This is a genomic window from Corynebacterium argentoratense (genome assembly GCF_021491455.1).
Classification (GTDB): Bacteria; Actinomycetota; Actinomycetes; order Mycobacteriales; family Mycobacteriaceae; genus Corynebacterium; species Corynebacterium argentoratense_A.
The window spans coordinates 43,016-67,165 of record NZ_JAKETN010000005.1 but is presented as its reverse complement, the minus strand read 5'-3'; the positions used below and the strand labels follow the sequence as shown (position 1 = coordinate 67,165).

General features: G+C 59.3%; 22 protein-coding genes. 11 read left to right on the top strand and 11 right to left on the bottom strand.

Annotated elements, in window-relative coordinates; all coding sequences use genetic code 11:
• The first annotated feature begins 24 nt into the window (after positions 1 to 24).
• The 6 genes from L1C91_RS07675 to L1C91_RS07650 all read left to right on the top strand — a co-directional run bounded on the left by L1C91_RS07675 (position 25) and on the right by L1C91_RS07650 (position 4,417).
• Positions 25 to 519, top strand: a complete 495-nt coding sequence (locus tag L1C91_RS07675; protein WP_234858746.1) for a methylated-DNA--[protein]-cysteine S-methyltransferase — start codon at positions 25 to 27, stop codon at positions 517 to 519.
• Positions 520 to 994: 475 nt separating this feature from the next.
• A complete protein-coding gene (locus tag L1C91_RS07670; RefSeq protein WP_234858823.1) occupies positions 995 to 1,630 on the top strand; it encodes a DNA-3-methyladenine glycosylase I in 636 nt (211 codons plus the stop codon).
• A gap of 85 nt (positions 1,631 to 1,715) precedes the next feature.
• On the top strand, positions 1,716 to 2,219 hold the full coding sequence (locus L1C91_RS07665; protein WP_234858745.1) for a hypothetical protein: 504 nt from the start codon (positions 1,716 to 1,718) through the stop codon (positions 2,217 to 2,219).
• Positions 2,220 to 2,374: 155 nt separating this feature from the next.
• Complete coding sequence (locus tag L1C91_RS07660; RefSeq protein WP_234858744.1) at positions 2,375 to 3,100, top strand: SDR family oxidoreductase; 726 nt, start codon at positions 2,375 to 2,377, stop codon at positions 3,098 to 3,100.
• A 95-nt stretch (positions 3,101 to 3,195) separates the two neighbouring features.
• Positions 3,196 to 3,543 carry an RNA-binding S4 domain-containing protein gene (locus L1C91_RS07655; protein WP_082091829.1) on the top strand — a complete coding sequence of 116 codons (348 nt, stop codon included), beginning with the start codon at positions 3,196 to 3,198 and terminating at the stop codon, positions 3,541 to 3,543.
• A 70-nt stretch (positions 3,544 to 3,613) separates the two neighbouring features.
• A complete protein-coding gene (locus L1C91_RS07650; RefSeq protein WP_234858743.1) occupies positions 3,614 to 4,417 on the top strand; it encodes a VOC family protein in 804 nt (267 codons plus the stop codon).
• 12 nt (positions 4,418 to 4,429) lie between these two features.
• On the opposite strand, the gene L1C91_RS07645 is transcribed toward L1C91_RS07650, so the two are convergent.
• Both L1C91_RS07645 and L1C91_RS07640 read right to left on the bottom strand, forming a co-directional pair.
• Entirely contained in the window at positions 4,430 to 5,359 is a 930-nt protein-coding gene (locus tag L1C91_RS07645; RefSeq protein WP_234858742.1) for an alpha/beta hydrolase fold domain-containing protein, read from the bottom strand.
• A gap of 182 nt (positions 5,360 to 5,541) precedes the next feature.
• The gene (locus L1C91_RS07640; RefSeq protein WP_234858741.1) at positions 5,542 to 7,527 is read right to left on the bottom strand and encodes a M13 family metallopeptidase; all 1,986 of its coding nucleotides are present in this window, start codon (positions 7,525 to 7,527) and stop codon (positions 5,542 to 5,544) included.
• A 19-nt stretch (positions 7,528 to 7,546) separates the two neighbouring features.
• Here L1C91_RS07640 and L1C91_RS07635 point away from each other — a divergent pair, with 19 nt between their 5' ends.
• From L1C91_RS07635 to L1C91_RS07625, 3 genes are all read left to right on the top strand, one after another.
• The gene (locus tag L1C91_RS07635) at positions 7,547 to 8,212 is read left to right on the top strand and encodes a hypothetical protein (RefSeq protein ID WP_234858740.1); all 666 of its coding nucleotides are present in this window, start codon (positions 7,547 to 7,549) and stop codon (positions 8,210 to 8,212) included.
• Positions 8,209 to 9,018 (top strand): PrsW family intramembrane metalloprotease, encoded by an 810-nt coding sequence (locus L1C91_RS07630; RefSeq protein ID WP_234858739.1) that lies wholly within the window; start codon positions 8,209 to 8,211, stop codon positions 9,016 to 9,018. The genes L1C91_RS07635 and L1C91_RS07630 overlap by 4 nt, the downstream gene beginning before the upstream one ends.
• 188 nt (positions 9,019 to 9,206) lie before the next feature.
• Positions 9,207 to 10,280, top strand: a complete 1,074-nt coding sequence (locus tag L1C91_RS07625) for a glycoside hydrolase family 25 protein (protein WP_234858738.1) — start codon at positions 9,207 to 9,209, stop codon at positions 10,278 to 10,280.
• A 406-nt stretch (positions 10,281 to 10,686) separates the two neighbouring features.
• On the opposite strand, the gene L1C91_RS07620 is transcribed toward L1C91_RS07625, so the two are convergent.
• The 4 genes from L1C91_RS07620 to L1C91_RS07605 form a co-directional block, all read right to left on the bottom strand.
• Positions 10,687 to 14,040 (bottom strand): arabinosyltransferase domain-containing protein, encoded by a 3,354-nt coding sequence (locus L1C91_RS07620; RefSeq protein WP_234858737.1) that lies wholly within the window; start codon positions 14,038 to 14,040, stop codon positions 10,687 to 10,689.
• Between the two features lie 69 nt (positions 14,041 to 14,109).
• The gene (locus L1C91_RS07615; RefSeq protein WP_234858736.1) at positions 14,110 to 16,053 is read right to left on the bottom strand and encodes a galactan 5-O-arabinofuranosyltransferase; all 1,944 of its coding nucleotides are present in this window, start codon (positions 16,051 to 16,053) and stop codon (positions 14,110 to 14,112) included.
• Between the two features lie 66 nt (positions 16,054 to 16,119).
• Positions 16,120 to 16,881, bottom strand: a complete 762-nt coding sequence (locus L1C91_RS07610; RefSeq protein WP_020975390.1) for a decaprenylphospho-beta-D-erythro-pentofuranosid-2-ulose 2-reductase — start codon at positions 16,879 to 16,881, stop codon at positions 16,120 to 16,122.
• A gap of 118 nt (positions 16,882 to 16,999) precedes the next feature.
• Positions 17,000 to 18,472: an FAD-binding oxidoreductase gene (locus L1C91_RS07605; protein ID WP_234858735.1), complete on the bottom strand. Its 1,473-nt coding sequence runs from the start codon at positions 18,470 to 18,472 to the stop codon at positions 17,000 to 17,002.
• A 328-nt stretch (positions 18,473 to 18,800) separates the two neighbouring features.
• On the opposite strand from L1C91_RS07605, the gene L1C91_RS09425 reads away from it, so the two are divergent.
• Positions 18,801 to 18,935: a hypothetical protein gene (locus L1C91_RS09425; RefSeq protein WP_268836591.1), complete on the top strand. Its 135-nt coding sequence runs from the start codon at positions 18,801 to 18,803 to the stop codon at positions 18,933 to 18,935.
• A 342-nt stretch (positions 18,936 to 19,277) separates the two neighbouring features.
• Here the strand turns inward: L1C91_RS09425 and L1C91_RS07600 are convergent, their stop codons facing one another.
• From L1C91_RS07600 to wzm, 5 genes are all read right to left on the bottom strand, one after another.
• Positions 19,278 to 19,502: a hypothetical protein gene (locus L1C91_RS07600; RefSeq protein WP_046204267.1), complete on the bottom strand. Its 225-nt coding sequence runs from the start codon at positions 19,500 to 19,502 to the stop codon at positions 19,278 to 19,280.
• A 10-nt stretch (positions 19,503 to 19,512) separates the two neighbouring features.
• Positions 19,513 to 19,995, bottom strand: a complete 483-nt coding sequence (locus tag L1C91_RS07595; protein WP_419178728.1) for a GtrA family protein — start codon at positions 19,993 to 19,995, stop codon at positions 19,513 to 19,515.
• 169 nt (positions 19,996 to 20,164) lie between these two features.
• On the bottom strand, positions 20,165 to 21,094 hold the full coding sequence (glfT1, locus tag L1C91_RS07590; protein ID WP_234858734.1) for a galactofuranosyltransferase GlfT1: 930 nt from the start codon (positions 21,092 to 21,094) through the stop codon (positions 20,165 to 20,167).
• Positions 21,087 to 21,899 carry a galactan export ABC transporter ATP-binding subunit Wzt/RfbE gene (gene wzt, locus L1C91_RS07585; RefSeq protein WP_234858733.1) on the bottom strand — a complete coding sequence of 271 codons (813 nt, stop codon included), beginning with the start codon at positions 21,897 to 21,899 and terminating at the stop codon, positions 21,087 to 21,089. Before wzt ends, glfT1 begins: the two co-directional genes overlap by 8 nt.
• Before the next feature lie 13 nt (positions 21,900 to 21,912).
• Positions 21,913 to 22,761: a galactan export ABC transporter permease subunit Wzm/RfbD gene (gene wzm / locus L1C91_RS07580; protein WP_234858821.1), complete on the bottom strand. Its 849-nt coding sequence runs from the start codon at positions 22,759 to 22,761 to the stop codon at positions 21,913 to 21,915.
• Positions 22,762 to 22,877: 116 nt separating this feature from the next.
• Between wzm and L1C91_RS07575 the strand changes: the two genes are divergently transcribed.
• Positions 22,878 to 24,143, top strand: a complete 1,266-nt coding sequence (locus L1C91_RS07575) for an aminotransferase class V-fold PLP-dependent enzyme (protein WP_234858732.1) — start codon at positions 22,878 to 22,880, stop codon at positions 24,141 to 24,143.
• Positions 24,144 to 24,150: the final 7 nt, after the last annotated feature.

The following is a 24,150-nucleotide window of genomic DNA, read 5'->3' as shown; positions in this document are numbered from 1 at the left end:
TTGCTGCCGGATACACTAAAACCCATGCTGAGCGGCAATACTAGGGCGCTTTACGGCACGGTTGTGGATACTCCGATCGGGCCGTTGAGTGTGCATGCGTCGGAGCGGGGCGTGTGCACCATTGATTTCGGCACGATTTATCGCGGGGCGCGCAGCCACCCCATTGTTGATGCTGCCACTACTCAAATCCGCGAATATTTCGCTGGTGAGCGGCGGGTTTTTAGTGTTCCGATTGATGACGCCGCGTGGAACGACGGTGGGTTTGCGGCGCGCGCTCTGCATGCGTTGCGGGGGATTGGGTATGGGCAGACGTGTAGTTACGGTGCATTGGCGGGATTGGCGGGGAGTGCTGCGGCGTCGAGGGCGGCGGGGACAGCGTGTGCGATGAATCCGGTGCCGTTGTTGATTCCGTGTCATAGGGTGATTCGATCGGATGGGAGTTTGGGGAATTATAGGGGTGGGGTGGGGGCGAAGCGGTTGTTGTTAGAGTTGGAGCAGACATATCGGTCATACCGGTAGGCGTGGCGGCACCTTAGTGAGGTGTGGCCCGGAGCCCTTGTGTCAGTGATTCACATACAAAACGGGACCAGGTTGTGGTCTTTTGCAACAAAGGGGTTCCAGCGGTTGGCTGCGTTCGTTGGATTTTACGAGTGAATGCTGCCGCTAGGGGTAGTTGTCGAGGCCGCGGGTTGGTACATCTGTTCGGTTTTTTAAAAACTTAAAACTTCCCCTACCGGCTACTATATCGATTCTATTCGATTTTATTCGAATGTTTGACTGTATCCACCCTTTCTAGCGGCTGCGCTGTCCGGTCGGTTTTATAGAGTGATAGCAAACCAAAAAGTTGGTTGTATTTTTACTCGGGATTGATCATTTGACCTGTGGGTTTTCCACAGAAGAAGGGGTGTTTTAAATGTACGGAAAAGTTATCAATATCAGTAGCCAGCTCGATAGGTTCGAGGATGTTTTCGACGAAGGCTCTTATGATGATGCTATGCCTGGAGTCGATGAGGGGCCTGTTGGGTTAGCTGAGGGTCTTGTGCTGTGTTCGGATGGGCGAGTGCGGCCTAGTTGGGCTGCTGCTAGTGGATTGCTTTGCGATTATTACGACACAGAGTGGGGTCGGCCTCTGCCGGATGACCCTATCTTGGCGGAAAAGGACTTATTTGAGCGCCTTTCGCTGGAAGGGTTACAAGCTGGGTTGTCTTGGTCGTTGATATTGCAGAAGCGCGAGATTTTCCGCTTGGCGTTGGCTGATTTTGATCCCGAGGTTCTCTCGCTGTGGGATGAACGGGATTTAGAGTTTGTTCTTGAGTGCCCGGGCATTATCCGCAATCCTTCGAAAATTGGCGCGGTGTTGAGCAACGCGCGGGCCACCATCGCACTGCGCGATGAGCCTGGTGGTTTGGTTGGTTTGGTGCGTTCCTTTACCCCTGAAGCACAGCCTCTTCCTTTGTCGTCGGCGGATATCCCTACCTGGACGGAGGAGTCGAAGCAGCTTGCAAAGGCACTGCGTAAGCGTGGTTTTAAATATGTGGGCCCGAAGACAATGTATGCGCTGATGCAGGCGATTGGCCTGGTTGACGACCGCATTCTTGGCGCTTCACCGTTGATTGAGCCGATGTACTGATCTACCAACCAGAGACTTTTAGGGGGTGCTGCTATGCCACTACCACCACAAGCGGAATGGCGATAGCCGTAAGCGCGGTTGGTCTATGTGTACAGCGCCCGACGGTCGGATCGGATGCGCGGATCCGCACGGTCGTTTCATCACAAACGGTGAGACCCTCGCGGACCATTCGAACGCAGCGAAACTGCACAAGGAAGCCCTAGAACAAGGCCTGATTAATGCAGTCGAGGTGGAGGAATGGGATAGGAACACTCATGGGGTTCTTCCGAAAGACATCAACGACGGTCCACGGATGGGTGATTGGTGGGACAACTATCAGCGCACGCAATCTGCCGGTGATGATCAGGATGATTCCGGTTATGAGGGAGATCTGTCGGACGCGAAGCCACCAGCAGCGCGCTACGGAACTTGTGAACCACTCTTGACAATGGATCAGCTCGACGTAGACGACAAATGGGGAGATGGTGAGCCGGTGTGCACGGTGACGCGTGTGGGCAGCGCTGCACGAGAGCCGCAAGCAACCTACGATGAGCCGAATTGGTTCGACTTCCCGCCCTACGAACCTGACGTCGGTGACCCGCCCTTCTAAGCTGGCGGCGCTTCCGAAGCTGCTTGTATGTGAATCACTGACAAAACACCGCCTCGCCCACCACCGCACCCCACATTGTGATTGTATGGAGTACGTCACGCGCCCCACCTCGGGCTGCCCCGACCCACCACCCACTTCGAGGAGGAACAACCGACATGACCACCCAACTCCCCACCACCCAGGGAAAAATTGCCGTAGTGACCGGCGGCTCCACCGGCATCGGCGAAGCGAGCGCCCGTGCCCTCGCTGCTGACGGATGGCACGTGATCGTTGCGTCTCGCAGCGTCGACAAGCTGACTGCCATCGCGGAGGAGATTGGGGGGACCGCGCTGCCCCTCGACGTCACTGATTCTGATTCGGTTGCAGAATTTGCGGCCGCGATTGATCGTTGCGACCTGCTTGTTAACAATGCTGGTGGCGCTAAGGGGCTTGATAGTGTTGCTGATGCTGATTTGGATGATTGGCAGTGGATGTACGACACCAACGTGTTGGGTACGCTGCGGGTCACAAAGGCGTTGCTGCAGAAGCTGATTGACGCGGAGGGGCAGATCATCAACATTGGCAGCATTGCGGCTCGCGTGCCTTATGTTGGTGGTGCTGGTTATAACGCGGCGAAGCATGGTGTGGCTGCGATGACTCGGGTGTTGCGTCTTGAGTTGCAGGGGGAGCCGTTGCGTATTTGCGAGTTGGATCCGGGCCGTGTGAAGACTGAGTTTTCTTTGAAGCGCTTCAAGGGGGATGCTGCCCGCGCGAATAAGGTGTATGAGGGTCATTTGAATTTGACTGCGGAGGACATTGCGGAGGCGGTCCGGTGGGTTGCTAGTTTGCCGGCGCATATGAATATTGATGCGATGACGATTATGCCGCGCGACCAGGTGTAGTCGGCTGGTTGCGGCGGGGTGCGTGACTGCTGCTGTTTTATCGGGGCCGTTGCAGTTTTAGCGGGCCTGTTGGCTTGTGCCATAGACTGTGTTGCATGCACCCTGTTGATGTGGAGATCCGCGACACGACGATTAAGCTCGGCCAGTTGATCAAGCTTGCGAACCTGGTGGAGACTGGCGGCGAGGCGAAGGCGTTGCTGGCTGAGGGGGCTGTGTCGGTGAATGGGGAGGTTGATTCGCGTCGGGGGCGGACTGTTCGGGTGGGGGATGTTGTGGAGGTGGCGGTGGAGCCGTCGCCGGTTGCGGTGCGGGTGGTTGCTGCGGGTTCTGCGGCTGCTAGTGATGACGTCGCGGGGGTTGCGGCGGAGTGGGCGCCTGGGTTCGATCCGAGCGTTTTGGGCAATTTGGATGAGATTCCGATTGCTGGCGGTGAGGATGCCTAGTGCGGGCCTGTTGTGGCTGTGACGCTTAGACTGTCTTAAAACCCAAAATTATTAACTGAAAGCGAAGCTTATGCCTGCATTTATGGCCCAGCACGGGATGCCTTATTGGATCGACTTGATGAGTAGCGATGTCCGCAAGTCGGCGCATTTTTATTCGGAGTTGTTGGGGTGGGAGTTTGAGGAGACGGTGCCGGGGTATCGTTTGGCGCGTTGCCAGGGTTTGCCGGTGGCTGGGTTGATTGCGCAGCCGGAGGATTCGAACGCGGCGGATATGTGGGTGACGCATTTTTTGGCTGATGATATTGAGGCGACGGTTGCGCAGGTTCGTGAGTTGGGGGGTGCGGTTTTTGCTCCGCCGACGGAGGTGCAGTTGGGTTCGATGGCGTTGTTGGCGGATCCGGCGGGGGCGTTGTTTGGTGTGATTGAGCCGCATAGTGAGGAGGCTTTTGTTGCTGGTGGGGAGCCTGGCACTGCGGTGTGGCACGAGTTGACGTGCACTAATCATTATGGGGAGGCTGTGGAGTTTTATTCGGAGTTGTTTGGTTGGGCGACTGCGAGTATTGAGGGTGCGCAGTATACGACGGCGTTGGCGGATGGGGCGGCTTTCGCTGGGGTGTGGGGTGGCCCCGAGTCGCATGTTCCGAGTTTTTGGAGCACGTATGTTGGTGTGAAGGATGCGGGGGCTGCGTGTGAGAAGGCTGTGGCTTTGGGTGGGGAGGTTGTGCGTGAGCCTTGGGACAGTGAGTTTGGTCGGATGTGTGTGGTTGCAGATTCGACGGGTGCGGCGGTGACGTTGTGTGAGGTTGATGAGCCTGTTGTGGAGGGTCATGAGGGTGATCCTTTGGCGGGGATCGACCTGAGTAATTTGTCCTGACGTCGCGGGGGTTTAGGCGCGTAGGTAGGTGGCGGCGTCGCGGTGGCGGCGTCGTGCTTCGGTGGGGACGATGATCATGTGGTCGGCCACGTAGGTTTCGACGGTGATGTTGGCGTTGGTGGTGTTAGGGTGGAGTTCGGCGTAGGGCTGTACGCGTGTGTCGTGGCTGCCTTGTTGGATGAGGGTTGTGGGCCAGGTGTCGGGTTGGAGGATGGTGACGTCGCGTCGGTAGCTGTCGGGTAGCCCGTCGAGGGTGAGCAGGGGGCGGGTGGCGACGAGGCGGTCTTGTGGTTGGGCTGAGGTGAGCGCGAGGGCTGCGCCGGCGGAGGCACCGTACCAGGCTAGCGGGGTGCTGTTCTGGTTTTTTGAGCTAGCTGAAACTTCAGAACTATTCCGCCCACTATTTGTGCTTTGTTCGCGTGCCCATGCGGCTGCCTCCCGTACGCGTTCGACGGCGTCATTTAGTGGGGTGGGGTAGAGGGGATAGTCGACGTCGAGGATGGTGATGCCTGTCAGTTGTGCCAGCGCCGCGACTTCGGGGTGCCATGCGTGGTCGCGGGATGCGCCGTTGCCGCGCCAGAAGCCACCGCCGTGGAGGGCGATGCCCCAGCGTCCGGTGGGGGTGGCAGCAATGGTGCCGGATCCGGTGGGGGTGAAGACGGTGCCGTATGGGCTGGTGGTGGCGGTGATTCCGTCGATCCAGGCGTGGCCGGGCATGGTGTGGTCGAGGGCGGAGCCGAGGAGCATCATGGCGGTGTGGGTGAGGCGGTCGGGCAGGCGCGCGGCCCACTGTTCTAGCTCCCCGGCGGCCTGTTCTAGCTCCTCACCATCCTGCTGCCGGCCCCAGGGCGCGGCGGCGTCCGGCTGGGGGTGGTGCTCCCCGAAGTACCACTGCAGTTGGGACAGCTGTTCCTCATCGTTCAAGGCGTGCTCGATGCTCATGCTTGACCATCGTAGATGCAACCAGCTCGACAATGTATCCCGCGGCGGCGAGAATCATCGGCAGCCCAACCCCGACCCATAGTATGGTGTGCCAGGTTTTGGGTTTGATGGTGCTGGCCTAGGGTCCGATCATGCGGGTGACCTGCTGCAGCTCCAGTACCGGTGTGCTCATGGTAGAAGTTCTACCAGATTGTTAGTCGGCGCTCCGGATCAATCCACATAGGGCTGGATTTATCTGTATCGGGGAAGGCTTCGTAAAACTCCGGAATGTTCGCCGCGATCACATTGCAGCGGAACTCCGCAGGGGAGTGAGGATCCATCGCTAGCAACTGCGCAGCCATCTCCGGACGGACCTTATTGCGCCACACACGCGCCCAGGAATTAAACAGCTCTACATAGTTCGGCTGCTCGCCCCGCTCCTCCATCAGGTTTCGGTACGCCACCACAGCAATACCCAAACCGCCCAGGTCACCAATGTTCTCGCCTAGCGTAAAGCGACCGTTCACCCCAGCCGACGCTGCGTCAGTGCCCTCAGCGTCCGCAGAACCCTGCAACGCCAACGGAACCAGCCCATCAAACTGCTCCACCAGCACCTCAGTCAAGGACTCAAACGCGGCACGATCCTCATCCGACCACCACGAATTCAAATTCCCGACCTCGTCATACTTCGAACCCTGGTCATCAAACCCATGGCCAATCTCGTGACCAATCACAGCACCAATCGCGCCGAAGTTCGCGGCCGGATCCGCATCAACATCGAAGAAGGGCGGCTGCAGAATTGCCGCAGGGAACGTGATGTCATTGACCACCGGATTATAAAAAGCATTCACCGTCTGCGGGGTCGTCACCCACTCATCACGATCCGCCGGCTTGCCAACCTTCGACAAAGAATAATCATGATTCCACTCACTACCAGCACGAACATTGGCCACCACGTCCGCACCCGACGCGGAAAACTCCAAACCCTCATAATCAATCCACGTCTCGGGGTAGCCAATCTTGGCCTTAAAGCTTCCCAACTTCACCAACGCCTTCTCGCGCGTCGCCTCAGTCATCCACCCCAACTGGCTGATCCGCTGGCGGTAAGCATCCAGCAGCTGCTCAACCAACCCATCCATCGCAATTTTTGACGCCGCGGGGAAATGTCGCTGCACAAACTCCTTGCCGATCGAAAAACCGACCAGGTTCTCCGCCAAACCAACAGCACGCTTCCAACGATCCCGCTGCTGCGTCGCCCCCGTCAGCTGGGTGCCAAAGAACTCAAAGTTCGCCTTCGAAATCTCATCCCGCAGCAAACCCGCACGCGAGGCAAGAATGTTCCACTTCGCCGCCAAAATAAAATCAGGCAAGCGCTCCTCAGTAAGCAAACCATCAAGATGCGTCAGATAATCCGGCATCGCATTATTAATAGGCCAATCCGCCTGCGCACCCATCGCCAACAACAACGTCTGAGCGCTGCCCGGCAAGTCAGCAACCGTACCCGGGTTAAAACGAGCCTCCGCGTCGCGCGCCGCAACCACATCCACATGGCCCCGCGCCAGATCAGTCTCTAGGGCAATAATGCGATCCGCTAACACAGCAGCCACCGCGGCGTCATTATTTTTTGTTGCTCCATTATTTTCTGTGGAGTCATTATGTAACGCAGCCCCATCAGCATTGCCTGCAAGCTCACGCTCCGCCGACGCCCACTCGCCCGCCAAAAACTCCTTCGCAAACGGCAACATCCGAGCAATATGCGCACGATACGCCTCCAACACCGGCGCATGCGAAGCCTCCCGATAATAAGCCTCATCCGGCAACCCCAACCCCGACTGATACACATACAAAACAACCTGCTCATCAGCCGCCGACTTCGCTACATAACACGCCACCGGCCCCCCAACCCCCACACGATCCAGCTGACCCGCACCCCGCAAGAAATCCGCAACCGACGCGACGTCAACAAGCGAAAAATCATCCGCCAACGCCTCCACCCCCGGAATCGCCGACTCATCCATAAAACTCCGGTACAACGCGCAAGCTAAACCATCCCCCTCGCGCACAATCGCATGAACCTGCTCTTCCGCCTGGTCACGCAACTGATGAAAATTACCATCCGACGCCCGATCCGCCGGAATCTCATGAGTATCCAACCAACGGCCATTAATTGAGCGGTAAAGATCATCCATGGGCGGTACTTTAGTGGGTATGTATCAACTGAGGCCAATTGTGCGCTACCCACTGTGGTCCGCCGTCATCGGCATATTTATCGTCGTCATGGCGCTACCTGCAGTCCTCGTGCACAGCCACAAAAACCCCACCACATACAGCGAAGTTGAAGTGGGCGCCGGATTCTACGACCTCCCCGCCATCCCTATCGTCAAACCCGACGGCAAACCCCTACGCTGCGAAGACGGCCCCATGGACATCGGAAAATCCTGGCTGTGCGAAGACACATTCCTCACCGGCTACATCGTCGAAGGAATTGAAGATAATGACGCCGCGAAGGAACTGGCCATCAGGCGCCTCACCCGTGGGCTGCGGGATGAAGCCGCCGCCGCAAGCAACGGACCCGACGTACCCGTCGGCGGTGTGTACACCCAACAAGGCCCAGCCCTCATCCTGGACAACGAAGACAATGAGGAACTGACCGCCATGATCCCCTACACCCACATCAACCCCGACGTGCTCACCCCGGAACAAAAAGAAGAAATCGACAAACCAGACTCCGACCTCGCTAAAGCCTGGCTCGTCGCCTACGTCCAAGGTGACGCCCCCTACAGGGAACTCGTCGCACAAACCTTCGCCGGCGCAGGCATCCTCCCCGACGACGCCGACCTGCCCGCGATCCCCGACACCGAGGTGAAAGCATGAGCAAAATATCCTTCTGGTCCCTCTGGATCACCCTGGCCATCGGCACCATCGTCGGCATCGGGGTCATGCAATCCTGGTCCGCCGTCATGCTCGGCGTCGCACTCTCAGTAGTTGAAGTATCCCTCTTTGTCCTATTGCTGCGCCTGCTACCCCAATGGCCCCAAGGGAAATCGTGGTGGCTACTACCCGCACTACTCTGGGGCGGGTTCGCATCCATGGTCATCATCTTCGCCACTGGAATGAGCGCCTCCACTCTCATGATCATGTACGGGCTCGACATGTTCGAAGCCTCCATGGGCGGCGCCTACCCCGAAGAAGCAGTCAAAGCACTCGGCGTATTCCTAGTCCTGACCGCATACCGCAACTTCAACCGCCCGTGGCACGGACTTGTGGTCGGTATCGTCGTCGGCATCGGCTTCGAAGTCGTCGAAAACACCCTCTACGGTGGCACAGGCGCTGTGCTCGACCCAGTTTCTGACGTCGCGGGAACCCTCAGCATGTGGGGCATGCGCACCATTTATGGCCCCGGCATCCACGGTATGCTCAGCGGCATCGCCGGATGGGGCATCGGCCTAGCATTGTTCAGTGCCCAACGCGGCGTCATCTGGCGGCTTAGTCAAGTATGTGGGTGGCTGTTTCTCGCGTTTGCATGCCACTTCACCTGGAATATTCAATGGCCATCGGAAGACACATCGGTCATGGTGATGGTGGGCGTCGGGGTCGTTATGTACAGCACCGTCATTGGTATTGTTGCGTACTCGTGGAAGAAGGCGAAGCAGCCGGACTTTGCGATGGTTCAGTACTGAGCGCAGTGTGCGGTTCTACCTGAGTGCAGCGTGGGGTGCTGCGTTGTTCGTGCGTCTATTTCTGGGGACTGCACTGCGTGCTCATTCGCAGGGATTGCTGGGGCAAATTACAAAAAATGTGGCAAATGTGGTCAATGTTACGCGTGTTAAAGGTGTGAAAGTTGTGTACTCGTGCTACGTTGGTGGGCATGAACTTTTCGCTCCGGCTCCGAACAACACTCGCGCTAGTGATGTCCGCCGTCGTCGCTGTCGTCGCACTCGTCAACGTCAAAGCCGACGCATTCGGCATCAACTCCCCCTCAGGAATTGACGTCGCAAGCTGGCAACACCCCGGCGGCGCACCCATCAACTGGAACGCTGTCGCAGCCGACGGCCAAAAGTACGCCTTCATCAAAGCAACCGAAGGCGTCGGGTACCTCAACCCCCACTTCCTAGAAGACACCAAGGGTGCAGCAGCCGCCGGCATGCTCGTCGGCAGCTACCACATGGCCCGCCCAACCCAAAGCGCATCCCTACAAGCAGCCGAGTACGCCGCAGCCCTCGCCACCATGCCGCAGCCCTCCCTGCCCCCAGTACTCGACATTGAGTACGCCGACGGTGTAGGCCCCGTCGCGATGCAAAACTGGGTCCGAGAATTCCTCAGCGAACTCACCCGCCTCACCGGCCGTACACCCATGATCTACACCTACCGCTACTTCTGGGAAAACGAAGTCGGCAACACCACCGAATTCAACAACTACCCACTCTGGATGGCCGCGTACCAGTCGCAGCCCCCGACCGTCCTACCCGGCGGCTGGGACTACATGACCTTCTGGCAGCGCACCAACGACCTCCAGGTCTCCGGAATGCCAACCGTCACGGACGCCAACCTATTCAACGGCACTAAGTCCGACCTCGACGGCTTCGCAGCAGGAATGAATGTCAACCTCGGCCAATTGCTGACCCCCGGAATTGACCTGGGCCGCACCACTGCACAGCTCGAAGCCCTCGGAAACAAAAACCCCGAACTAGTTGGCGCGATCCTCGCACTGGGCGCTGGCATTGTGGCAGTCTCCACCGTCATGACCGTCGCCCAAAACAACGGCATCGACGTCGGCATGGCTAAGCAGATCGCAGAACAGGCAGAAACACTGGCTAAAGCTGGTCAGCTGCCCACAGGCGACCTGCAGACGATGCTGGCGGTCGGCGACTACACAATCGGCGACCTGCTGATCCTGCTGAAGAACGCTTTGAAGGTTGCCCGCGAAGCTGGACTGATCTAAGAAGCTCATCTGATCTGACGTAGCCGCAGCGAACTGGAGAGCCCGTCACTCCTTGGGAATATGTCCCGGGGGTGGCGGGCTTTGTCAGTGATTCACATACAAGGGTATCTGCGGTGGGGTTGGCTGCCGTAGTTCACTACACTCGCCTGCCCGGGTTGGGCAGGCTCATAATCGTTCACCCCGCCACCATCCTCACCAGATTTCTTGTTAGTGAATCGCTTACAAAGGTGTGGGGTAGCGGTTGCGTTGGTGCGGTGGTGTGGTCCGCATCATGGGCAAGGATCAGTCCGCCTTGTCAGCAAATCACTAACAAAAACCGGCAGGCCCCGCCCCACAGCCTCGCAGCAAACAAGACTGCAGCAGCACAAAACCTACCGGCCACACACGACCCAACGGCCGCAGCAAACTAATCGTCGTCGGACGTCTTCATCGGACCCGGGGTCCACAACCCAGACCGCGTCACCAACTCCGTATCAACCTTCGCTTCCTTCGGATCCTTCCCAAGGCTATTCTTACGCAGCTCATAGCGCTCCAAGGAACCCCAGTCGCGCTGCCAGTCATTACGCAAGTAGGAAGGCACTTCGATGGAGTAGTTGATCGCTTCCGCTACACCCATGATGCCGCCACCGTTGTAGTCCTGCCAGGGGCTCAACGTAATCTTGCCGGGGCGGTCCGGGGAGATACGGAACTGCGGCACATTAGTCACACCCGCGTAGTGCCCGAACGGGGTTTGGCAGGGGAACTGCAGCGCAACCGACCAGTCCAACAGCGACGGTGTATCGCCAACGAAGTCGTTCAGGCTGGACAGGGTCGGAACGCGCGGCGGCGTGAACGCAACCCACTGGTCCGGATCCAGGCTGGTGTCTTCTACGACGATGCGAACCGCATTCGCTTCCGGTGCAATTCGATCAAGCGGCACCCGCAGGTTACGCCACGACGGCTCCGGGCCAATATCGATCGGTTCAATCTCACCCAAGGGTTTGGTTTTGCCATTTTCGGTGACACCGTATTCGACAACCAGTTTCTGCCCGTCTTGTAGGACCCCGTTGATGTCGTGGTGCTTGATGCGGCCCGCTGCTGAAACAACGAGTAGCGGCTTGTCCTCACTGCGCTCCGGCAGTTCGTACCACTGGGTGGTGGTTTCTGCCGGGTATTGCAGGCCTTCGGTGTAGCTACCGACGACAGGAACTTGCGTGTAGTCCAGGCCGAATGGCAGGCGGGCCTTGGAGCCGTTGATGCCTTCCTCCCATCGGAAGCCGCCGCTGAGGCCGGATGCTTGGCCGGCGGTGGTGCCGCTGTTGGTGTCTTCTTCGGTGGAACCTGCGATTGATCCCGCACTTTGGGTGGAGGTGTCTACGCCTTCGGAGTCGATGTAGGTGGGGATGTTGTTGGGTTTGAAGTTTCGGGAATCGTCGGTGGTGAGGGATTGCCCGAGGTCTCCACTGGTGGGCTGAAGGAAGGAGTCGTTGGTGTTGGTTTCCACCAGGGCGTCTTCCGCGAGGCCGCATTGCTGGCCAGCGAATGTGCGCAGGTTGCCCAGGCCGATGGAGTAGGCGGGGTATTGCGAAATGAACGCCTTGCCGAGGCTGAGCAAAGAGAACGCCAGGACGAGGGCGGAGACGACTGCGATCGGTGCGGTGATGATGCCGCGGGTCAGTCGCGACGTCGAACGCATCGGAATTTTTGACGTCGCGGGGGCTGGTGTCGCAGTGTTTGTTTCTGCGCCGGTGTGGGGTTCTTTGGAGGAGTTTCGGAGGGTTTGTACCGCCGCAGCGAGCAGGACCATGAGTGCGATGAGCAGCATGGCGGTGGAAGCTTCGATGCCCTTGAACTGGATGCTCTTGTCCCACCAGGGGATGCCGTAGCTGGAGACGTACCACCAGCCGTTGGTGGAGGACAGGGCGATGGCCAGGAGGAATAACAGGGCGCCGATGAAGAGGGTTTGGTTGCGGGCGGATTGTGCGACCATGTGGGCTGCGGCGACTGCTGCGAGGGCGGCGAGTGCTGCGCCGATGCCGGCGTATACACCGAAGTGGTGGGTCCACTTGGTGGGGGTGAACATCATGAAGAACATGGTGCCGAAGAAGACCATCATGAGGCGGTGCGAGGGGCCGGCGGCCGCACCGGGGACTTTGCCGTTGCGGAGGACCGATGCCAGCACGATTCCGAGGCAGGTCAGCATCATTAGGACTGCAAAGCGGCGGGTGAAGGAGCCGTCCACTGTCTGTTGCATGAGGGTTTGGTAGCGGACCCATTCGCTGTACCACGCCAGGGACGGGCCCTTGGCGCCGCGGACTTTGATGGCTTCTAGGACACCGGCGAGGGTTTGGTCGCCGAACACCGCGAGGAGGATGGCGGTTCCCGATGCGAGGAAGGGGGCGAGCATGGCGGCGATGGCGACGCGGCGTCGTGAATTATTTTCTTTGCGCCCTTGGTCGTTGGTGTGTTTACGGGGGGCGCGGCGTTGAACGACGCGGATAAGGGAGGGCAGGCCTGCGAGGAGTGCGGCGACTGCCATGAGGCCGGTGGGGCCGGCGCCGAGGGAGATGGTGGCGATGATGACGCCGACCGCAGCAGGTAGCAAGCGGGAAGTGGCGATGGCGCGTTCGATACTGACCCAGGTCAGCAGCGCGCCGAGGGCGATGACGGGTTCGGGACGGAGGCCGTTGTTGTAGACGATCCAGAAGCCGAGGAAGGACAGCGCGGCGGTCCATTGGGCGACGGCGCGGGTGCTGATTTGCGTGCCGAGGCGGGGCAGGACTTCGCGGGAGATGATGAACCAGGTGATCAGCGCGGCGATCAGCTCCGGTAGGCGCATCCAGATGCTTGCCGTGGATACTTGGGCCATGGCGCCGAGGAGGTCATAGTAGGGCGCGCCGAAGGGGGATTCGGGGACGCCGAACCAGCGGTAGTAGTTGGCCATGTAGGTGGCGTCGTGGGAGACGCGGGCCATGGTCAGCAGGTAGCCATCGTCGGAGGTGTTGGCGCCGAAGATATACCAGTAGCCGAGGACTGCGGCGACGGTGACGTCGATGATGCGGGGCTTGTACCAGTTGGGTGGCAGGATTCGTCGGGAGGAGCGCCCGTCGGTGGTGTCCATCAGGTGGAGGCAGATGAGGGAGATGATGAGGAGGGCGATGCCCCCAAACATGGTGAGGTATTTCCACAGGGTGGGTGAGGAGGTGAAGCGGGAGTTCACTTCGGTGATGGCGTGGAGCCCGTCGGTGGTGACTTGGGTGGGGTCGAGTTCGGTGTAGAAGCCGGTGACTTGTGGGCGGACGTCGCCGTCGATGGTGCCTTGGAATTTGGTGCCGGGGACTTCGGCGGTGGTTTCCGTGGAGGTGGAGCTGATGCTTAAGACCGCATCCTCAGGGAGTTTCTGCAGCTCATCGGCGCTGAGTTCCAGGGGGACTTGGTTGCGGACGATGACGTCGACTCCGCTGTCTGTCGAACGCACGAACAGGCCGCGGGCTGTGGGGTCCTTGGAGTCAGTCGGGAGGGTGCCCAGAACTAGGGATTGGCCTTCGTTTAGCTTGTTGACGTCGCGGAGCGGAATGTCGGCGCTCCAGGTGACGGGCGCGTAGGAGATGAGGGGGGAGGTGAGGGAACCGACCTCCCCTTGCGGCCATGACACTTCTGACTGCACTTGGTTGACAGGCATGAAGGGTGTGAACACAAAGAGGATGAATCCGGCGATGCCGCTGATGATGGCGGCTAGCTGGATTCCCTTTGCTGGCTGCGGAGCTTCTACTGTAGACACGCGGGTAATTCTACAGGTCGCCCTGTGCGGTGCTGGGGACGCTGCGGTGGGGTGGGTGTGATGTGGGTTTTACATGGGGAGTTTGCTGGCGACGACGAAGGGGCCGACTTGTTGTGTGCGCCAGCCTTGGAAGGCTTGGGGGTTGAAGTAGATGCCGCGGAATCGGACGTTGGGGTTGTTGGGGTAGATGTCTTCGGCGAGGTCGTATTTCCAGCCGGTGCTGGAGGTGTCGTCTATTTGGCCCCGGAAGATGAAGACGTCGGGTGCACGCCAAGGGAGGTCGTCGACGGAGCGGTTGAAGTTTTTCGGCGCGGTCCATGATGTGGAGGCAAGGTGCTCCACGGCGTCATTACGCTTGTCGAATTCCCCGAGGGGGTTTGCGTAGTGGGAGGTGAAGGCTTGGAAGCCGCGGTAGGGGTAGTAGGACATGAAGTTTTGCTCGTCGGTGAGGACGACGGTCTCGCCTGGTTTGTAGCCCCAGTCTTTGAGGGTTTTGTCGATGGTGGCGTAGTAGGTGGCGGAGTCGGGGGCGTTTTTGTCGCCGCGTTCGCCGTAGGCGTCGGTGTCGGTGTAGGCCATTTCGATGGCGTGGGAGATGCGGTTGGGGATTTGTTGGGCGTAGCTGAGGCCGGCGATCGCCAGGATTGCGACCATGACGCGGGTCACAGTGGTGGCGGTGGCGGGGCGGGTGACGGCGGGGTAGAAGCGTGGGATTTCGACGAGGCGGAGTTCGGCGAGGGCGAGCATGCCTGCGGTTGCGAGTTGGATGGTGATGATTGCGTCCAGGCGGAAACCGAGGAGTGTTTTGCCTGATAGGGACACGATCATGGAGGTGACGATCCACCCGTAGAACACGATTTGGGCGATCAGCATGGAGCGCACATCCGGATCGGCGATGCGGACGATGAGGTAGGCGAGGCCGAGGAGGCAGAGCAAGCCGACGAGGTTGAACTGCAGCATCGGCATGGGCACTTGGGCGCCGCTTGGGGGCAGGTAGTGCATGGCGGTGGCGCCGGAGTGCGGCTGGCCGCTGAGGATAGCCGTGAGGTAGGGCGCCCACACGGTGGAGGCGATGAGGGCGGAGCCGGCGCCGATGATGAAAAGCCGCAGGAGGGGTTTGATGCTGTGGTCGAAAACGACGGCGAACAGCGCCGCCATGACACAGACGGAGAGCGCGACGACGGCGGTAAACAGGGTGTACATGGCGGCGGACACACCAATGTAGAGGGTGAGGCCGATGAGTGACCAGAGGTTGCCGGTGAGTGCTCGGCGCATCATGACGGTGGCGGCGGGTACACCCATGGTGATGATGGCGGCGTAGGGTTCGTCGGCGCTCATGACGATGGTGATGGAGGTGGTGACGAGGGCGATGCCACTAGCGACGGTGAGGCTACCGCAGATACGCTGCCAGACGGGGACGAGGATGCTGCCCGCGGTGGCGAGGGAGATCAGCGCCCAGGGTTGGAACACTTCCCAACCGGGGATGCCCAGGAGGTTCGCAAGCCGGCCGCCGATCCAGAACCATGCCCCGGGATAGTAGGAGGGCATGTCGATGTAGTTCATGTCGGATAGGTGGCTGGTGTAGCCCATCCAGGTGAGGAATTGGGTGCGGAAACCCTGGTCGACGTTGATGCCGTCGAGGTAGAGGCGGGTGGCTGATAGTGGGATGCCGAGGGTGGTGATCACTAGCGCGGCGGGGGAGAGATAGAGGACTGCATGGCAGAACAATGAGTAGGGGCGGGTGCGGCGTTTGTGCCCGAGTACGGCGCAGCCGCTGGCGACAGCGACGATGATGACGGCACCGGCGGTGGCCAGTGCTTTGGTTTGTTCTGAGTTCGCGAACGCGGGGAAGCTGGTGGTTTTGAGGATTTTCCATGCCAGGAGGGTGAGGATGGCGGCGCCTAGGCCTGCCACGAGGATCCCGAGGAGGGTGCGGGGCATGTCATGACGGTCGAGGTCGTAGTCCTCGCAGACGCTGCGGGCGGGCAGGCGGAGTGGCGTGGAAGGCGTCATGGTGTTTTACTTTACCGCCCCACCAGCGCGGTTTCGTGTACTGGTGGGCGGCGGAACAACCGTGGTTTAGAACGGGAGTTTGCGGAAGATGGGCTTGGGGATGTGCTGGAGGACCATCATCACGTATTGGAAGAGGGGGTGGACCCACACGGTGTCTTTTTTATTAATGACGCCGTCCACTACAGCCTTGGCGACATCCTCACGGTCGACGGTGAGCGGCGCTTCTTCAACATCGGCGCTCATCTTGGTGCGGACTTGGCCGGGGCGGACGAGGAGCACGCGGGCGCCGAACTCGCGGAGGGCTTCGCCGAGTTGTTCGTAGAAGCCGTCGAATCCAGCTTTGGTGGAGCCATAGACGAAGTTGGAGCGGCGAACTTTCACACCGGCGACGGAGCTGAGTGCGACGATGGTGCCGTGGCGTTGGGCTTTCATCTTTTGGCCCAGCAGCACGCCAACGCTGACGCCACCGGTGTAGTTGATTTGTGCGGATGCGACTGCTTTTTCTTGGTTTTGCCACAGTTCTTCGGCATCACCGAGGGTACCGAATGCGACGATCGCGACGTCAACTTCGCCGTGTTCCCATGCGGCATCAATAACCTTTGGGTGTGAGGAGAAGTCGGTGGCGTCGAAGTCGATGACGTTGACAGCGGTGGCACCGGCGGCCTCGATTTTTTTGACCGCGGCGTCGAGGTGACTGGAGGTTTTGCGGGCTGCGAGAGTGACGGTGGCGGAGCCGGAGGAGAGGAATTCTTCGACGATTGCCAGGCCGATGTCTGAAGTTCCGCCCAGCAGGAGGATGTGTTGGGGTTTGCCGACGGCGTTAATCATGAATGGTGTCCTTTTAGATTGTTGACGATCGAATAGCGATTGTGAACGGTTGAACGTCCTGGTCGTTGGTGACCGGCAGGGTTGTAGCCGGTGACCAACGAAGGCCTATACGGGCTGTTTAGAGCTGCAGACGACGCGACATGTCGGAGGCGAAGACGCCGTGGGGGTCGATTGCGTTGCGGGTCTTCAGCCAGCCGTCGAGCTCGGGGTACATTTTGTGGAAGTTTTCCGCGGAGGTGCGGGATTCCTTCGCCAGGTACAGGCGGCCGCCGAATTCCATGACGCGTTTGTCGAGTTCGTCGAGGAATGCGCCAAGGCCGGGTTTGATGGGGAAGTCCACGCAGACGTTCCAGCCGGGCATCGGGAAGGACAAGGGGGCCTTGTTGCCCTCGCCGAACAGCTTGAACACGTTGAGGGCCGAGTAGTGGCCGCTGCGCTGGATATCGCGGATGATCTCCTTGAACGGCTCCACTGCTTCGCGCGGGACAATGAATTGGTACTGGAGGAAGCCCTTGGAGCCGTAGCCGCGGTTCCATTCACCAATGAGGTCGAGGGGTTGATAGAACTGCGTGAGGTTCTGCACCTTGTTTTTGTAAGTGCCGGACTTTAGCCACCACAGTTCACCGACGGCAATCATGGACAGCTTGTTCATGGTGAAGTTCGGGAAGATATCCGGAACCGTGATCAGCTGCGGGGCATTGAACTTGAGGGGCTGTTTCGCCAGCTTCGGTGACAGTTCTTCCAGCTGGGCCAGGGTGGCCAGCGAGCCGCGGGAAATGGCGGCGCGGCCCAGTTTGGGTTCCGGGGAAATGACGTCGAACCACGCGGAGGAGTAGGTGTAGTTCTTCTCGGAACCATCGGAGTGGAATTCGATGGTTGCATCGAGGTTCGGGGTGAGGTCACCGTCTGCGATGAAGTAGGCGGTTTCGGTGCGCGTCATTTTAATTTGTGCACGCAGGATGATGCCGGTCAGTCCCATTCCGCCCACAGTGGCCCAGAAGAGCTCCCCATTGGGATCGTCGGGGGTGCCGTTGGGCTCGAGGTGGAGGACGCGGCCATCAGCGACGAGCAGTTCCATTGATACGACGTGGTTGCCGAAGGAGCCCGCGGAGTGGTGGTTTTTGCCGTGAATGTCCGGGCCGATCGCGCCGCCGATGGTGACCTGGCGGGTGCCGGGCAGTACAGGAACCCACAGCCCGTAGGGCAGTGCGGCCTTCATCAGCTGGTCGAGGGTGACGCCGCCGTCAACGTCCACGATGGCGGTTTCGGTGTCGATGGAGTGAATGACGTTCAGCGGCTGCATGTCGACTACGACGCCGCCGGCATTTTGTGCGGGGTCACCGTAAGAGCGACCCATGCCACGGGCGATGATGCCGCGCTTGAGGTGGTCTGGCTTTTCCGAGTTTTGGTCCGCTACCAGCTTGACGGCCTCGATGATTTTCTCAACGTCGGGGGTGGAGAGCACCTCGGCGGTGGTCGGGGCGGTGCGGCCCCAGCCTGTGAGCTTGCGAGCTTCTGTGTTCAAGCTGCCGTGGGCACCGTGCGAAGCTTCTTGAGCGACGGTGCTGGTCGTGCTTGTGTTGCTAGTCATTGTTTCCCAGGCTACCCGCTTTTTGTCGCTAGTTGGTTGTCGGCGCCTAGGGGCACAGGAGTGTGTTGTGTTGGAGGTTGGGCTTGGTATCAGGTTGGGGAGCTAGGCGGGCGCGTGGATGTGTTCCACGACCCGATTGGGGGTAACAGAAGGGGCGAAAGTTAACTTTTGGGGCGTTTGTTGAAGATTTTGTAGAAATTTTTTATGCCGGTCGACCTGCGAAAACGGAGATTTCTTCAAAATTTTTTCGCTCAGGATGAAACATTTTCAAATTCTGGTCGATAGAGTGAATGAAGGACGGCGCGGCCGGCAAGGGGCCCGCCAACACATGAAAGGACTCGATATGACCGAGGTCATCCACGACATTGCTACTGTTTTCACCAGCCTGTTCGGACACGCTGCATCCATCGCAACCCAGTTCGTTGCAGACGTCACCAAGTTCCTGACCACCTTCTCCAAGTAATTTCCGGACGCTAGTCCAAAGATTTTCCTGAAAGGATTAACATGAACGACCTTCTCAACAACTTCCTGAACATCTTCACCCACCTCGGCAATGGTGTTCTTAACGCTCTCAAGGATCTCATCAACAACGTTGGTGCTGTGTTCACCTCCTCCAAGTAATTTCTTGGACAGGGTGCAAAGCCCTGCATGAAAAGTGCCCCGCTGGGTTTTCCCAGCGGGGCACTTTCGTCTTTATTCTCAGGCGTGCCAAAAAGTGTGCATCTTGGCCTACTGCCGCAGCATTTCCCTAGGTCGCGGTCTTCTAGGTGGCCAAGATGTACACTTTTTGGCACAACCACTTTGTTTAGAGGTCCATGATGGTTCGGATCTCCTCCGGGAGCTCCTCCTGTGAAGAAATCTGCGGTCCCTCATAGGCATTAAGAATCTCATACACGCGCGTCCGGCTGGCACTGTCCAAGATGGGCAGCTCCTGCGCCATCATCATGGTCATCTCGTTACTGAGCGGAGTGTTGGTTTTCTCCGCAGCCATGTGGACCGACTCTTGGGTCTTCTTCTTGAAACCGAACATGTGTAAAACCCTACCGCTTGAAGATGAACAATCGCTGCACAACAAAATTGATGACGGTCGCCGTGCCCTGCGCCAAAATGAATGCAACGCCTGAAGCGATGACGTCAGGCATCATGTCATCGAGTGCGTGGTATCCCAGGGTGTAGCCGCGGACGTTGACGAAGTAGGTCAACGTGTACAGCAGAGCAACCGCTAGGAAGCGCCGCATGGAGGGTTCTGCTTTGAACGTCCAGCGGCGGTTGATCATGTAGGCGGTGATGGTGCCTGCAATAAACCCGATGGTGCGGGCGACGTTGGTTGATGTACCGAAGGCGAACTGGCTGAGCATGGTCAGGCCGAGATCGGGGATGGCCGATAGCGCGCCGGAGATGATGAACTTCAGTCCCTGGGTGGACACCTTGTCGGCGGCCTGTTGGGCGTCGGCTTCGTCCTCGCCGATGAGCAGCGGTGCGGCCGCACCGGTGGCGATCGTCAACTCCAGTTCGTCTTGCATACTGGGCTGCTCAGGTTCATGCAGCCCGTGCTGGAGCGTCTCACCCTGCCTGTGCGCCTGGGTGGGCTCTTGCGCGTCGTCGGGAATGTCTTGTGCCATATCCGCCATCTCTCGTGTGCTCGTTATCGCTGGTAGAGTCCATTGCCGAAGAGGCCGGCTGAACTGTGGCCTAGTGTCCGCCGGGTCGCTCGAAGTGCTCTTTGCGCCCCATCTGGTGCAGCTTCAACCATTGTTTAAAACCGTTGACGTCGCGTCGCTGAACGAGGAAGAACCACGCGAAGCGCGCATATTCTTGCGGTAGCAGACGCCGCATGCCGGGCTGGTTCATGAGGAACCCGCGGTTGCGGTAGGTGAAGAAGCGTTTGCCTTCGTTGTCTGGGTATTGAGTGTGCATCCGGCCGCCCAGGATCGGTTTAAACTCTTCCGAGCCGTCCGGGTGCAGGTAAGCGGCAGACAGGCAGGTGCCGAATTTCAGGCCGCTGCGGCTCAGTCGCCGGTGGTATTCAACTTCATCGCCACGGATAAACAGGCGGTAGTCGGGCACACCGATGCGTGCCATTGCGTCAGCGGAAATCAGAGCGCCATTAAACAGCGATGCGATGTTCGGCAGAAAGTCCTGCTCTTCGACAGGATGCTTGGGGTCGAATAGCTCACTGCGGTAGCGGCGCCATTCAATACCCCTACGCAGCGGGAACGCTAGCTTATCGGGTTCCGCAAGGTTACACACCACTGGGGAGACCTCGTCCAAACAGTGCCGGGTTGCGCAGTCCATAAGGGTGGCGAGTACCTCGGTGTTTTCGGGGCGGCCGTCGTCATCGGCGCACCACACAGCCTCCGCGCCCAAAGCCAAGGCTTGCAAGAAGCCGTAGGCGAAACCACCTGCACCGCCCAAGTTGGTTGCGGAAGGAAGGTAGACGCCGCGATCCCCCGCGACGTCATTAAGTAAATCGCGAACTGCATCCTCGCACCCATTGTCAACAACAATGACCCACTCGACGGGTCGTGTTTGATTGGCGACGACGTCGAGGGATGCGCGCAGCAGGTCAACGCGCTTGTGGGTGACGATCACCGCAGCGACCCGCGAGTCTGCTTTAAGCATCGGGGGACTCCTGTAGCTTCTCTTTTTCCATGCGGGCCAGAAGGCGTCGAACGTGATCGGCTGCGCCTTTACCCTCGTAGGATTCCACAATGTCATCGACGGCACCGGCTTTACGAATGGTGCCATGGTCCACCCACAGTGCAGAGTCACACAGCTGGGCGAGGAAGTCATTCGAGTGCGATGCAAACACCAAGATTCCGGAGCGTTCCACCAGCTCCTCCAGGCGCTTGCGTGCCTTCGCCATGAACGCGGCGTCAACAGCGCCGATACCCTCATCGAGAAGGAGGATCTCCGGTTCGATCGACGTCACCACACCCAACGCCAAACGGATACGCATACCAGTCGAATACGTGCGCAGAGGCATCGCAAGGTACTCGCCCAGCTCGGAAAACTCCGCAATCTCATCCATCTTCTGCTTCATCTGCTTGCGGGTCTGCCCCAAAAACAGGCCGCGGATGATGATGTTTTCGTACCCGGAGATCTCCGGATCCATTCCCACACCCAGGTCAAACACCGGGGCGACACGACCACGGATATGCGCAGAGCCACGAGTCGGTTCATAAATGCCCGACAGCAACCGCAGCAACGTGGACTTACCAGCACCATTGTGGCCAACAAGTCCGACGCGGTCACCCTCGCGCAAATGCAGGTTGATGTCCTTCAACGCCTCAACGACGACAACATTGTCACTATTGCGACCAATGGCGCCGCCAGCGGCACCCAGGAAGGCCTTCTTCATGGAGCGGGACTTGGCGTCGAAAATGGGAAAATCAACGCACGCGTTATATGTATCGATGGAAACCATGGGTGTTGCCTTCCTAAACCCAGTAGGACACTCGGAAGCGCCACTGCTTCATAGCCAGTAGTGCCAAAAGAAGCCCGCCCACCGTACAACACAACACAACAATCCAGTTGAGGGCGTGAATAGGGGCGCCAATCATCGGTGCACGAACGACCTCCATGTAGTGGTACAGCGGGTTTAGCATCGCGATTTTCGCGCGCTCGCTGACAGCCCCACCCTGCTCCGTGAGAGTCTGGGTGGTCCACACAATCGGGGTGACGTAGAACAGCAGCTGTGTCATAGCCTCCAACAGAGGGGAGACATCGCGGTATCGGGTGGCGATGATGCCGAAGAACATCGTCACCCACACACCGTTAACAATCAGCAGCGCCATCGCAGGGATCGCCAGTAGCAGATCCCAACCCAAAGGCCGGGGGAACACCAACATCAGCACAACCCAAATCACCATGTTGTGCATCAAAAACAGGGCCTGCTTCCACACCAGGCGGTAGCAGTGCACCGACAACGCAGAGGGCAGCTGCTTAATGAGCCCCTCATTGTCGATGAAAATATCCGAGCCCTCTTTGATGCAGCCGGAAATAAAATTCCACATGATCAAACCCACGGTGACGTGCGGCAGGAACTCCGCAACCGGGATTTTAAACAGGACGGAATACAAAAGCCCCAGCGCCAAAGCCATCACGCCCGTCGCAATGGTGATCCACAAGGGGCCAAGGACGGAACGCCGGTAGCGCTGCTTGATGTCTTGCCACCCCAGTTGGAGCCACAGCTCATGCTGGCGGAACCCCTTGACCAGGTCATTGATCGCTGCCGACAGCGTCTTTGACTGGGACGGTGGGGAATCCGCGGCGTCAACACGCGTCATGCGCGCAACGTCGGTTGGGTGGTTGGATGATTGACCTAGCACAGTGAACCACCCTAGCCGCAAAGGTCGCTGCCAGGGGAGAAGCGCAGCCTTTAAACTCCTGTAAAGTGTCCTGCATGCCCTATGATGTTGCCTTCACTCGCGGACTGTACAGCAGTCTGAGCGACGGTTGGATCTACCTCAATGGGCACAGTGCACCGCAGATCCCGGAGAAGGTCAGCTCGGCGGTGGCGACCGCTTTCCGCACCTCAGCGCAGATCGTGGACGTCGAGCCCATCACCGGTTCCCATTCCCGCGCACTGCAGCAGGGCCTGTTGACTGGTTCGCATCATGTGGGGTCTGCGAAAAAGGCGATCGCTGACATGGTGGGGGCGCGGCCCGACTGCGTTTTCCTGGGCCCGAACCGTGAAAGTTTGGTGGCGGGTTTCATTCGTGCGATGCGTCGTCGTGTTGTGCGTCGTGGCGCTGGCGTTGTGCTGGCATCCAGCCTTTCTTCTTCTATGTATGACGTCGCGTTGGACGCTGTCGGCGCGCAGGGTGGGATTGGCGCGCAGGGTGTGCAAGGCCCGGTGGATGTTCGTGTGGCGTTGGCGGATTTGGGCAGCGGCTATGTGGACGAGCAACAGTTCGTTGATCTTGTTGATGGATCGACGCGGCTGGTGTTTATTCCCGCCGCCCACAGCCTTGTGGGGACGGTGACGGATGTGCAGGCGATCGCCGACATTGTGCGTTCGAAGTCCCGTGCGTGGACACTGGTGGATGCGTCAATGCTCGCCCCCTACCGTCCGATCAACATTGAAACGCTGGGTGTGGATGCGCTCGTTGTAGACTGCGCCGCTTTCGGCGGGCCGCAAGTATCCGCCCTGGTCCTGCGGGATACATCCATGTTGAAGCGGTTGGAACCCGTGGGCGGATCACTGGAACATGGCGCACTATCCAGCGGCCTGCTTGGTGGAGTGTCGGCGATGGTCGACCATCTTGCGTCCCTCGGCGGGGAACTCGTGGGCACGAGGCGCCGCCGCCTAGCCGGGGCACTCGAGGCCACCGCCGCCTATGTTGATGAGCTCAACGAACAACTACTGTTCGCCCTGCAGAACCTCAGCCACGTGCATGTCGTCGGTGTCAGTGGTGACGCCGTGGACAGCCCGCCGTCGGCAGGCCGCATCGGCCGCGTCAGCTTCGTCGTACCCGGAGTGGATGCCGACACAGTACACCGACGCCTGCTCAACAACGGTGTCGTGACAGAAGTCAGCCCCACGGACCGACTGCTCGAAGCCATGGGGGCGACGGAAGCCGGCGGTAGCATCAGCATCGGCCTAGCGCCCTACAACACCGCCTCGGACATCACTGCACTGGCCAGGGCACTGGCATCACTGGGCTAGAGCGCCC